General features: G+C 52.1%; 10 protein-coding genes and 1 pseudogene. 8 read left to right on the plus strand and 3 right to left on the minus strand.

All coding sequences use genetic code 11. The features are described 5' to 3' along the window. Positions 1 to 58: 58 nt before the first annotated feature. Positions 59 to 463, minus strand: a complete 405-nt coding sequence (locus ABIE33_RS35680; RefSeq protein WP_429133816.1) for a lysozyme — start codon at positions 461 to 463, stop codon at positions 59 to 61. Between the two features lie 292 nt (positions 464 to 755). Here ABIE33_RS35680 and ABIE33_RS35685 point away from each other — a divergent pair, with 292 nt between their 5' ends. Beyond that, the gene (locus tag ABIE33_RS35685) at positions 756 to 1628 is read left to right on the plus strand and encodes a class I SAM-dependent methyltransferase (protein WP_429133817.1); all 873 of its coding nucleotides are present in this window, start codon (positions 756 to 758) and stop codon (positions 1626 to 1628) included. A gap of 15 nt (positions 1629 to 1643) precedes the next feature. On the opposite strand, the gene ABIE33_RS35690 is transcribed toward ABIE33_RS35685, so the two are convergent. Both ABIE33_RS35690 and ABIE33_RS35695 read right to left on the minus strand, forming a co-directional pair. Beyond that, a complete protein-coding gene (locus tag ABIE33_RS35690; RefSeq protein ID WP_429133819.1) occupies positions 1644 to 2078 on the minus strand; it encodes a hypothetical protein in 435 nt (144 codons plus the stop codon). Beyond that, entirely contained in the window at positions 2020 to 2562 is a 543-nt protein-coding gene (locus ABIE33_RS35695; RefSeq protein ID WP_429133821.1) for a hypothetical protein, read from the minus strand. The genes ABIE33_RS35690 and ABIE33_RS35695 overlap by 59 nt, the downstream gene beginning before the upstream one ends. A 157-nt stretch (positions 2563 to 2719) precedes the next feature. Here ABIE33_RS35695 and tnpA point away from each other — a divergent pair, with 157 nt between their 5' ends. From tnpA to ABIE33_RS35730, 7 genes and pseudogenes are all read left to right on the plus strand, one after another. Beyond that, on the plus strand, positions 2720 to 3082 hold the full coding sequence (tnpA, locus tag ABIE33_RS35700; RefSeq protein WP_429133822.1) for an IS66-like element accessory protein TnpA: 363 nt from the start codon (positions 2720 to 2722) through the stop codon (positions 3080 to 3082). Further along, complete coding sequence (gene tnpB / locus ABIE33_RS35705) at positions 3079 to 3426, plus strand: IS66 family insertion sequence element accessory protein TnpB (RefSeq protein WP_429133824.1); 348 nt, start codon at positions 3079 to 3081, stop codon at positions 3424 to 3426. The genes tnpA and tnpB overlap by 4 nt, the downstream gene beginning before the upstream one ends. Positions 3427 to 3489: 63 nt before the next feature. Continuing rightward, positions 3490 to 5112, plus strand: a complete 1623-nt coding sequence (gene tnpC, locus ABIE33_RS35710) for an IS66 family transposase (RefSeq protein WP_429133826.1) — start codon at positions 3490 to 3492, stop codon at positions 5110 to 5112. Next, on the plus strand, positions 5112 to 5408 hold the full coding sequence (locus ABIE33_RS35715) for a hypothetical protein (protein WP_429133827.1): 297 nt from the start codon (positions 5112 to 5114) through the stop codon (positions 5406 to 5408). Before tnpC ends, ABIE33_RS35715 begins: the two co-directional genes overlap by 1 nt. A 608-nt stretch (positions 5409 to 6016) precedes the next feature. Next, entirely contained in the window at positions 6017 to 6859 is an 843-nt protein-coding gene (locus ABIE33_RS35720) for a hypothetical protein (RefSeq protein WP_429133829.1), read from the plus strand. Between the two features lie 1896 nt (positions 6860 to 8755). Beyond that, entirely contained in the window at positions 8756 to 11554 is a 2799-nt protein-coding gene (locus tag ABIE33_RS35725) for a rhamnan synthesis F family protein (protein ID WP_429133830.1), read from the plus strand. Next, a pseudogene (locus tag ABIE33_RS35730) lies at positions 11541 to 11928 on the plus strand (integrase core domain-containing protein); the annotation flags it as partial. The gene ABIE33_RS35725 and the pseudogene ABIE33_RS35730, both read left to right, overlap by 14 nt. Between the last annotated feature and the right edge of the window lie 89 nt (positions 11929 to 12017).

Here is a 12017-nt window from a genome sequence, read left to right on the forward strand (position 1 = left end):
CAATATGGGCATCGGCGGCATCACGCCCGCACAGAAACTGAAAATCGCCGCGTGAATTCTACCGCGGAGCCCCGTTGAAAACGGGGGGATTACCGACCCACTTCATCAGCTCGATCGGGACAGCGTCATAGTCACCGGCGTTCAGCTTTTTCAGCAACGTCGATTTGCCGAGGCGACCGGTGTTGAAATCGAAGGACACGAGCACGGCGTACTGGTTGTCCGTCAGCGGCACCTTGACCAAGCGCGAGACCCGCTCCTCGAACTTGGCCAGATCAGCACGCAGGATCGTTTCGGCCTCCGCCTCGGTGATCACCATGTTCGGCGTCACGACTGGGCACCGGCTGCGCTTGGTGTGGCCGTAGCCGATCGTCAGGACGTCAGCGACATCCCGATAGGCCTTCGTCTTCAGGCCTTCCCACTGTTTGATGAGCGCAAGGCCCGCCGCGTTGATGCGTCGGTTCATGTGGTTCACCTTGTTGTTGGATAAAGAAAAACCCCGCTCGATGGCGGGGCTAAAGGGTATGCAATGTTTTCGTTCGGCTATCGGATGAACACGATCTCTGCCACGTAGCCGGCGCTAACCGGGTATGGATTGCTGCAGGGTTTCAGAATATTATCAGTCATACTGTCGCGAAAAACTCGCCCATTACTGTATTTTGCCGTTGTACCGAAACTAGCTTTCTGGTTTATCGCTCAACTTCTAGGGGCGAACAGCACCTAAAGATAAAGATTATTGGAGAGGGAGCTAACGTTCGATGATCGTGAAAGCACTATTAAGGAAGTTGATTGGATCATCTTCCACGGAAAAGATCGAAGTCGCTAGTTCCTCTCCAATTCAAGATACGCCAGTCCAGCCAGTCCAGCCCGTTTTCAACTTCAAGGGATACGATATTCCCATCGATCTGATGGCGATGACCGGTGGCGGGCCAGACACTTTTGTCGAGATATCCGATTCTCACCAAGCGAATCTGAAAAAGTGGATTGACATCCAACCACACCACAACGTTCTCGAGATCGGATGCGGAATAGGACGTGACGCCATCCCCCTGTCTGAATATCTGACGACAGGAAGTTACGCGGGCGTTGATATCATTGGCCGTTCAATTGACTGGTGTCGGAACAATATCGGTGCACGACATCGGAACTTCCAGTTCATCCACTATAACGTTGAGGACCAGCTACACAATTCAGCCGGCGACACCAAAACCGCCGATATTGTTCTTCCGCTCGCGGACAAATCGATCGACCGGATATTCCTCTTTTCAGTCTTCACCCACCTCTATCAAGCGGATGTCGAGCACTATCTACGAGAATTCCGCAGGGTTCTTAAGGATGACGGCTTGGTATATGCAACCACCTTCATTTACGATGATGCAATCCTCGAATCTGCCCGACGTACGAACCTGACGATTTTCGATCTGCGCTTTGAGCACGAAATTTCCCCAGGTTGCCGGATCAACAATTTTGATGTCCCTCTTGGCGCTGTGGCGTTCACAGACGAAGTATGGGGACAGATGTTGGCATCGAGCGGAATGGCGCTAACCAATCGCCTTTACGGTGCATGGTCAGGCCTTCACTCCAACCCCGCAGAAGGCCAGGATGTCATGATTTTAGGGAAGGCGTCCTAGACTACCTTCCGGCAGTTATAACTGAACAACGCTCATCTGCGCCTCCCCCGCAACAACGTCCGAATTGCTTCCGGTAGACGTGCCAAGAAGCTGAAACGTGAGTGAACCGGTGGTAGTCACGGTTAGAACCCCCGAAACAGACTGCGCCACACTTACCAGGGCCGCATGCGGCCCTCTTTCAAGCAGGAATGATCTCCCAGCCCCAAAACTGGCCGCCGCACCGCCGCTTTCCGGCGCGTTGATCGTCGTCAGGAATTCACCCGCGACTGCTCCCTTGACCGCGTTAACAAAAACCTGAACGAGGTATCGTTCACCCTTGTTGACGCTGATAGGGCCGTGCACGGCAATGACGGTGGGCGAACCCGCGACCACGACGCCAGCAGAATTCTGCTTATTGATGATCGTCTTGTTGCCGCCAAAATACTCGTTGGTACCTGAAGAAGGCGTCATCGTAGGTCTGAACGGTCGCGTTGAGATAAGAGCCCTCAGGCTTGATGCGACTGGTACGCGTGAGCGTTGTCGTGCCACTCAGGATATCCGTCTTTGACGGTGCAGTATGGCGAATGTCATCAATCGTGCACCGAACCGAGTTAGTCACAATGATCCCGTTCCATTGACCATCTGTCGTTGCGTCCGATGCTTGGTTGATGAGCGCCATGTTTTTAACGCTGCTGTCGTCGCAGCTATCGAATACGACCGCCACCGTGTCGTTCACGGTATCTTGGAACTTGTAGATCAAAAGGTCACTAATGCTTGACTGAGGCGCATTTTGGAGATGCACGCCGTAAGTGAAGCAGTTGATATGACCGCCAGCGACCTTCACGTAAGGACGTGTGGTCGAGTAATCCGCGCTCACACCTGTGTCGACAGCGACGAAATTTGGAGTATTAATCATCAAATCTTCGACCTCGCCGATGGATTTGATAGCGGTCACACACTGGTCGATTCCGGGGCGATCGATGATGATCGTAGATGGAATGGCCGAGAATGTAGTAACCGCCCGATTGGCACCGCCTGCCGCCTAACGCCTTGATGGCCTAAGAGACGTGTTTAACGACGTCGTTAGCGACGTGTCTTAGGCGAGGATTGCGATGCGCGTTGAAATTCTTGGGCAGGAACGTCGACGGCGGTGGCGCGAAGAAGACAAGCTTGCGATTGTCATGTCGGTAGGGGTTGCTGGAGCCACGATCACAGAGGTTGCTCATCGTCACGATTTAACGCGGCAGCAGATATACGCTTGGCGAAGCGAGCTCAAAAAGAAGGGGCTGGTCCCGGCGTCTGCCAATGCATTGTTCATTCCCGTCGACATGAATGCCGTGGAGACTCCTGAAGACAAGGAGAGCGACTGCCGGATGATCGAACTGCGATTGAGCTGCGGTCGCATCCTTCGCTTCGACAGTGCGGTGGACACGAGCGCCCTGACGCGGCTCATCCGGGCGGTGGAGGCGGCATGATCGGACCTGGCACGGGCGTTCGGGTCTATCTCGCGTGCGGGATCACGGACATGCGCAAAGGAATAGAAGGCCTAGCTGCGCTTGCGCAGGACGTTTTGCGCCAGAAGCCGACGGGCGGGGCGGTGTTCGCCTTTCGCGGTAAACGTGGTGATCGTTTGAAGCTGCTGTATTTTGATGGCCAGGGGTTCTGCCTGTACTACAAGATCTTGCAGAAGGGGCGGTTTCCATGGCCTTCGACGGCCGATGGGACAGCCCGGTTGACGTCGGCCCAACTGGCGATGTTGTGGGAAGGGATCGATTGGCGTCGTCCCGATTGGGGTGCGCCTCCGGCCCGTGTCGGTTGAATTTATCCCTCTGAAACCACTCGTTTTTATGGAAATTCCTCCTGACTTGTGGTAGTCAGGTTCATGCCGAACGCGACGACAAATCTTCCGGACGATCCCGCCTTTCTGAAGGCGATGATTGCCAGTTTGCAGGCGCAAAACGCGAAGATGTCGGCCACGTTGCAAGCGCACGACCAGTTGATCCAAACGTTGCGGCTGCGTATCGCCAAGTTGAAGAAACAGGTCTTCGGCAAGTCTTCCGAAAAGATCGAGCGTGAGATCGAACAGTTGGAACTGGCGCTTGAGGATCTTTTGATCGCCGCGGCGGAGAGCCATACCGGGCCGGTCGACGAGACTGAGGAGGCAGTGTCTGCCGCGACTGCTGTAACAGCGCCGGAAAAGATCATGCGCCGACGTCCGCGTGTGTCAGACAAGGCAGTTCGCGAGCGCAGAGAACTTGATCCCGGCTCGTGCTGCCCCGAATGCGGAGGTGAATTACGTCTCGTCGGCGAGGATGCCAGCGAAATCCTCGACATGATCGCCGCGCAGATGAAAGTCATCGAGGTTGTTCGATTGAAGAAGTCCTGCCGCTGCTGCGAAAAGTTGGTGCAGGTGGCAGCACCCAGCCGCCCGATCCCGGGCAGCATGGCGGGCGCCGGCCTTCTTGCTTACATTTTGGTCTCGAAGTTTGACGATCATTTGCCACTGTACCGCCTGAACGAAATCTTTGCTCGCATGGGCGCCGACATTCCCGACAGCACGCTGGTCGATTGGTGTGGTCGTGCCATGCGGGTCCTTCAGCCTGTGATCGACCGGATCGAAACGGCGATCATGGCAAGTGACCTCCTTCATGCCGACGACACCCCGATCCGGGTGCTGGATCGTTCGTTGCGAGACAAGGGGTTGGGCAAAGGCGTGAAGAAAGGCAGGATCTGGACCTATGTCCGCGATCAACGTCCCTGGGCGGGTACCTCGCCGCCTGGTGCAGTCTACTATTTTGCTCCCGACTGGAAAGAAGAGCACGTCCACCGGCACCTCAAGCATTCGAGCGGCATTCTTCAGGCCGACGGCTACAAAGGTTACAGCAAGCTATACTCCCCTGGAGAGAATGGGACATCTCGCTTCAGAGAGGCAGCTTGCTGGGCGCATTGGCGACGTGACTTCCACGACATCTGGACGTCGAACAAGTCCGAGATCGCGCGAGAGGCTCTCGATCGTATCGGAGCGCTTTACGACATCGAGCGGGATGTTGCCGGGCAACTTCCCGAGATCCGCCTTGCCGTGCGTCAACGGCAGAGCAAGGCAAAGGTCGATGCATTCCGCCACTGGGCTGAAGCTCAACTGACCCGCATTCCCGGCAAGGGCGATCTGGCGACAGCTTTCCGCTACGGTTTGAGCCGATGGTCTTCATTCTGCCTGTTCCTCGAAGACGGCCGCGTTGCGATCGACAACAATGCCGCCGAACGGGCACTGCGCCCAATCGGCGTCGGAAGACGGAATTGGCTCTTCGCAGGAGCTGACACGGGAGCGGAGACCTTGGCACGCGCCATGACGATCATCGAGACGGCAAAGATGAATGGTCTTGACCCGCAAGCCTATTTGGCCGACGTGCTCGATCGCATCCATGATCACAAGATCAATCGACTCGACGAACTGCTGCCATGGAATTGGTCGCCGGTCGCCAAAATCTCCGCTGAGGCAGCCTGATGGCAACAGTCACCTACGTCCGTACAATCAAATTCGTCGCCGAGGTTCTCGAAGAAGATCCGGAGCTTCTTCAGGCAATCGTCTCCAACGATGATAATCTGAGCTACGGTAACATCATTACCGTCTACACCGGGGACGACGAATCCATCACCGCGCTCACGGACGACGGCATGGAAGAACTAGAGCAGATGCTCTCCCACGCTCGCCGCTCATCCGACGAATGGAACGACTTCCTCGACAGCTTTGTCGACGACGAACAGCTCGTCGCTCGCATCAAAGCAAAATCGCCGCGGTAGCAATCGGGCGGTTACAGAATGTCGGAGGATAACTGCCGACGATCTCAATCCCAGATGTCATATTCAGGTACTGCGCTACCCCCCCCCGGCAGGAAGGTTCCTACGACCAGTGACCTGCGGACGCACGATGTTTGACCGATTGACATCAGTCAGAACAATACCCTTGGTCCAACCGGACGTGAAAATATCATCACCATAAACGCATACATCTACCAACAGGCAGCGAGGAACATTCCGGTTTCCGATGCTGTCGGCTGCGGAATAGGTTACCGATAGAGCTGCGCCGGGCTCCTGATGCGTATGCGCCCGTCTACAATATCGATGCTCGTGGCTCTGACCAGGCGGCAGTCGCCGGACTCGAGCGGGTCTGGCGGAACGGGACCGGACCCGAAAGCAAGCGGGTTTAGTGTCGGCCGATACATTCGAGCGCGTGACCGTGACACCGAATCCTGCCAATGCGTATGGCGATAACGTCCGTCGGCGTTGGCATGAAGGATGTATTGCATCATGACCGATGGCACCAAAAAAAGCTATGCAGAAAGGCTTCTTTGCATTTTGGGAAAGACCGGCTAGTTGTTCCGTAAACAAGATTCCAAGGGTTACAGCCAGTGAGTGTGCAATTTGAAGACGCCGTCGATGGTGGGGTGCAGCTAAAATATTCATCGACCCCTCTGTCACGCATAGATCTGGGAGAACTTCGTCAAATTATTCACGAGCTGAATCTACTCTCGGATCGACTTGGTTGCGTGGTTTTTGAAGGAGAAAATAGAAGTCGATCTGATCTAGTAATATTCGCCGGCAATCTGGAGAGGTTTTCCATGCTGTCTGCTGCCAGAGAGGTATCATCTCGCGTATTTTACTTTCAGGACACTAGTAGCTGGTGGTACGACGGGTCAGATCTTTTGCCTCATATCTCAGGAATAAGAAATTTTCTAAATAGACACGTTGCGAATCGGCATTGCTTGGCGTTCGGCCAATCGTCCGGCGGGTATGCGGCATTGGCTATGGGGGGACTTATCCCGCACATCGACGTCCTTGCGTGTTCCCCGCAAACATTCGCAGATGGACGTATAAAGAAGCGCCTCTATGTGGCGCCTTCGCTCGCTACGCAACACACTCCAGAACATCTATACGACATTGCGGAGCTGTACCGCTCGGCCGAACGAAGTGGGATGGCGGCCGCAATTTTTTCTGCTTCCGAGTTTAATAATCCTTATGAAAGCCACTTTTGGATCGATCACTTACATCTATCTAATATTGCTCCGGTGCCCTCGATTGACATCCATATCGGAGATTCCGCTAATCACTCCATCGTTTTCCAAAAAGCTGCGCTGTTCTCTCGTTGTTTGAGAGCCTTGTTAGCGTCGATTAAAAAAAAACCTGAAGTGAAACGTGTGATCATCCGAGATTTAGTGCGAGAAATGACGAAGGGCGGGGGGCGCGATGAGTGAGTTGCCCCAAAATTAAGAACAAACCGTGGACTGACCTACCGCCGTCGGCTCCAGTCAGACTGTCGATTCACTCTAGCACTACATTGGTAGATTCTATTTCGGGACGACCGGAAGCGAATTCGTTAGTTGGGACAACTGGTGAACTGATTGATGCTGTGATAGCGCGACCATGACCATGACTCTCCCCGAGTTTGATCACCGGCATTCCCTTCTCGACCATCAAAAGTAATATCCGTGATCACAAGCTGTCGGTCTTCCGGGGGTCGCCCGGAAGACCGACGGTATCGCTAAACCGGCAAGATTCAAACGGCACTTCTGAGGAGTATCGATCCGGCATCGACACCTTTGGTGCGCCGCCTTGATGATATCTTTGGCAGGTCTTGAAGTGAACCGCACCGGCATGTCGCGCAAATGTGTGCCGCAGTATTGCGACAAGGACATTCGCGGAAAACAACCGCCTAAAGCGCATTAGGCGAATCTGCAAGATCACGACGCGCTTTAGGAACTCATCGAGGTGGATGCCTCCCCCGATGGAATCGGGATATCCCGATGAGACCACAGCATGAGGACGGCCGACATATCCGTAAGCACGAAACATCTGAGGGGGATCTTCTACCCTGACATGTCCCCGTAGCCACAACTTTTCGATCCTCATTTCACTCCGGCTGAATTACACCGTCGAAAAACATATCGCCTTTGAGCAGAAACTTGTTAAGAGTGCGCCCAATATGGCGTTAGCTGTTTGCACTGCGTACTGAACGGAAAAACACCTTGAAGAAAAAATTGAAGCAAGTTCAAAAAATTTTCAATGTAGCATCAGAAAAGATTCCTTTTCTTAAAGAGCTGAAAATAAAAAAGGCGGTTTCACGGTACTTTGATCGTGCTTGGTACCTGAGCCAGTATCCGGATGTTAAGCAATCAGGAATGGACCCGGCGCTGCATTTTTTGCGCTATGGTTGGCGCGAAGGTCGGGACCCATCGATCTTTTTCGACGTGTCATTCTATCTCGATTGCAATCCTGATGTAAGATCTTCGGGGGTAAATCCCCTGTACCATTACATCTCCCGCGGTTGGTCCGAGGGGCGAAATCCTCATATTCTTTTTAACGTAAATTGGTATCTGCAGACGAATGCCGACGTCAAGAATGCAGGGTTAGAGCCGCTCCTGCATTTTGTTGCCCATGGTGCAGTGGAAGTTCGTAGCCCCCATCCGCTTTTTAACGCTAAGTGGTATTTGCATAACAATCCCGATGTACGCGAGGCGGGCTTGAATCCGCTCACACACTATCTGTGTGCAGGCTCAGTACAGCTAAGAAGCCCACATCCTCTCTTCGATGCTAAATGGTATGCGGAAAAATACGCAGGTAAAGATTGCGTTTCTGATGACCCACTTGTGGATTATCTAACGGTGGGCGGGATTTCAGGGCGGGATCCGAATCTATTTTTTAGTTCGGCTTGGTATCTTAGTCAGCATGAAACTCTGAGGCACAATAACCAAAATCCGTTGGTGAATTATGTCATGCAGGGGCAGTATGAGGGACGCGATCCTCATCCTGACTTCGATTCCGAATGGTATCTCTTTAACTATTTGGATGTGAAGGCGGCCAACCAAAACCCCCTGGAGCATTATCTTACCGCTGGTCGGTTTGAAGGGCGCTCCACATCGGAGCCTGGACCAAGATCAGAGATCTGTCACGTTTTGCAGATTCCTTACGAAGTGCGTCACTTTCCGCAATCTTTTGAGGGCAAAGACTTCTGCCTATTTGTAACCTATTCCGCGAACGGGCAGATCGCTGATCATGTACTGAGATACTTCAACGCCCTCAGAAAATGCGGGCTGTCGATGATCGCTATTGTAGTGACAGAGGGACTGTGCGCCCCGCTGCCGGCCGCAATAATGGAAAGTGACGGGCTGATTATTCGCCGAAATCATGGTTGGGATTTTGCGGCTTGGGCAACCGCTCTGGCGTCCCTACCAGGGTTATGGAGGGCGAAGTCGCTTATCCTAACTAATGATAGTGTTTACGGCCCTACATCTACTCAAAAGTTGAAAAACGTTGTAGATCAATTTCTCGAGGGTGATAGCGACATATTTGCCCTGACTGATAGCTATGAGAATAGGCATCACATGATGTCATATTTCATCGGCCTGAAAAACGAAGGCCTGAGGTCGACAACAATTCAAAACTACTGGAAAAACGTTAACAGCTACAAAGATAAGAATCATGTGATACATCAATACGAGCTATCAACGCATGATCACTATTTAAACAGTAATTTAAGAACTGAAGTAGCCTTTCCTTCCAAAAGATACAATGCAGGAGAGAATCCTACATTACATCAATGGCGTGATCTACTAACGAGAGGCTTTCCCTTTATCAAGGTGCAAGCTCTTAGAGACACATTGCCTGGTGTCGACGTTTCCGGTTGGGAATCGGCTCTAAAAAAATTTCCTGAGTTGGTTGATGCCATCGAGCGACACCTGAAATCGATAACGTCTAGACAGATCTCTTTGAATCCGGCGCGGCCGATTCCGGCCGGTCTCAAACGATATAGTGTCCCTTCAAATCTGATTAACGATATCGGTGCAGTCACGGCGGTTCGTCCGTCCGATGCTACCGATTACGTACTTGAATTGCCTTTCGGGTTCGAGGCGGCAGTTAACCAGTTGCCGGATCGTGTCGCGGTTATAGCGCACATATACTACGCGGATCTGGCAAGCGAACTCATGGCTGAGTTCGAGAAGATTCCCGTTGCCGCCGATCTTTTTATCTCAACTGACAGCGATGAGAAAAAGCGAGAGCTATTGCGTATCCTTGAACACTATCGAAACGGCTCAGTCACTGTAGACGTGTTCCCTAACGTCGGCCGGGATATCGCTCCAATGCTTGTTGGCTTCAAGGAAGTATTCGAACGATATGAATACTTTCTACACGTCCATTCAAAGAAATCTCCCTATGGAAGCGCGCACGAAGGATGGCGCGAATACCTCTTAGACAATATTCTAGGAACTGAAGAAAACATACGGTCCATCCTGTATCTGCTGAAAAACGCGAATACGGGGATCGTGTTCGCTGATCATTTTCCGGGAATTAGAAACCTTCTCAACTGGGGTTACAATTACACCAATGCAAAATCGCTGCTCAGTCGCGCAGGCATAAAGCTAGATAGCAGCTTCGTTCTTGAATTTCCTTCAAGTTCGTTTTTCTGGGGCAGATCAAAGGCTCTGAAGCCTCTACTAGACCTTGAACTCGGCTGGGCTGATTTTCCTTCAGAGGAAGGCCAGTATGATGGAACCCTTGCTCATGCAATAGAAAGGTCAGTGCTTTATTTCTGCGAAAGTGTCGGGCTTGCCTGGTCAAAGGTCGGCGTAGCAAAGCATGTTGCCGCGGACCGGCTGGTGCCCGTGTTTTCAGCCGATGAACTAGACAGCTGTGCAAAGCGCACTAGTCAAGCATTGCTGGGCAACGAAATCCGTCGCGCAAATTACTTCGACAAATATGGAGAAGTTGTTCCTGTTTTAGGTCGAAGAGATCTTAATGCAAAAATCAGATTCAATTTGGTCCTGCCGACTATTAAACCGGAGGAGACATACGGCGGGATTTCAACTGCTCTAAAAATATTTAGAGCTATTTGCGAAAAAATGGAGGTCGATGTAGATTTCAGAATTATTGTCACGCATAGCCCGGTCGATATGCATGCTTCAATGAACTTTCCTGACTATTGTGTCGTATCGCCGGATAGCCCTTACGATCACATGGGCAAAACTATTGTAAACGTTTTTGACAGACGATCTACTAGGAGCATTGGTATTCGCGCTGGCGATATATTTATGACAACTGCCTGGTGGACAGACAAATACGCAGAGAAAATCTTGAAGCTACAAAGGGCCTTTTTCGGCTTAAGTCAGCCTAAGCTGTATTTTGTTCAGGACTTTGAGGTTGGTTTCTATCCCTGGTCAACAAGATTCGCTTTGGCGGGTTCGACTTATAATAATCTGACCGATGGAATTGCTCTTATCAATTCCGAGGAATTAGCTCAATTTATGATAGGCCGTGGAATGATGGCCGAGGGCTATGTTGTACGGTACTCTATGAACGATACACTTCGTCATGCTATTACTGCGAGGCCAAAGGAACGTATCCTGCTTTTCTATGGTCGTCCAAGTGCTTCCCGAAATTGCTTCGAATTGATTTGCATGGCAATTGCTTCGTGGCAACGGCGAAATCCGGAACTCTCGACTAAATGGCGTATCGTGTCGGCCGGCGAGGCGTATGACCCTGAATTGGCTAAGCCCATCGTCAGTGCTGAAGTCCAAGGTAAACTGTCACTGAATGACTACGCTCGTTTGCTTAGCGAAGCCTCCGTTGGGGTCTCATTAATGATCTCGCCGCATCCTAGCTATCCTCCGTTCGAGATGGCCGCAGCTGGGCTTGTTACGGTGACGAATGATTACGAAAACAAGAAAATGAGTTTGCGCAGCGATAATTTCATTAGCTTGGATTATCTCGACGTGGATGTGTTGACTGATGCGATAGAAGAAGCTGTGGCGAAAGCGGAGGCGAATATCGGTAAGACATTTCCGTTGGGGGGAATTCACGACCTTTCTTGCGATTTGTCAGATTTTGATCCTTCGGTAATCGCTAGCCGTCTGCTTGAGATTACAAAGGATCGTATAACGGGATTTCGTGCATGACCAGTTAGCCTGCGGCAGGCGCTTCCGCGTTCTCAATGTCGTCGACGATGTGACGCGCGAGTGCCTGGCCGCTATCCCCGACACCTCCATCTCTGGGCGTCGCGTGGCGCGGGAACTGACGACCCTCATCGAGAGGCGTGGCAAACCCGGCATAATCGTCTCTGACCACGGCACGGAGTTCACCTCGAACGCCATTCTTGCCTGGTCGAAGGATCATAAGGTCCAGGCATTACATCGCGCCAGGAAAGCCCATGCAGAACGGCTATGTAGAGAGCTTCAACGGCCGGATGCGGGACGAACTGCTGAACGAGAGCCTGTTCTTCGGCCTCGATCATGCCCGCAGTGCCATCGCCGAGTGGGCGGATGACTACAATCCTGTTTCATAATGCCCATCTTTCTATGTTGTTGAAGAGAATAAGGTTTCCTGATCTGGATGCGATCCTGTGGGGTGTCGAGGGTTTTG

Source organism: Ensifer sp. 4252 (genome assembly GCF_050434565.1).
Taxonomy (GTDB): domain Bacteria; phylum Pseudomonadota; class Alphaproteobacteria; order Rhizobiales; family Rhizobiaceae; genus Ensifer.

What these genes read in the sequence shown, in the direction of transcription:
- tnpC (WP_429133826.1), top strand. Translation starts at nt 3,490, where the DNA reads ATGCCGAACGCGACGACAAATCTTCCGGACGATCCCGCCTTTCTGAAG.
- ABIE33_RS35680 (WP_429133816.1), bottom strand. Translation starts at nt 463, where the DNA reads ATGAACCGACGCATCAACGCGGCGGGCCTTGCGCTCATCAAACAGTGG.
- ABIE33_RS35690 (WP_429133819.1), bottom strand. Translation starts at nt 2,078, where the DNA reads ATGACGCCTTCTTCAGGTACCAACGAGTATTTTGGCGGCAACAAGACG.
- ABIE33_RS35715 (WP_429133827.1), top strand. Translation starts at nt 5,112, where the DNA reads ATGGCAACAGTCACCTACGTCCGTACAATCAAATTCGTCGCCGAGGTT.
- tnpB (WP_429133824.1), top strand. Translation starts at nt 3,079, where the DNA reads ATGATCGGACCTGGCACGGGCGTTCGGGTCTATCTCGCGTGCGGGATC.
- ABIE33_RS35725 (WP_429133830.1), top strand. Translation starts at nt 8,756, where the DNA reads ATGGAAAGTGACGGGCTGATTATTCGCCGAAATCATGGTTGGGATTTT.
- tnpA (WP_429133822.1), top strand. Translation starts at nt 2,720, where the DNA reads ATGCGCGTTGAAATTCTTGGGCAGGAACGTCGACGGCGGTGGCGCGAA.
- ABIE33_RS35685 (WP_429133817.1), top strand. Translation starts at nt 756, where the DNA reads ATGATCGTGAAAGCACTATTAAGGAAGTTGATTGGATCATCTTCCACG.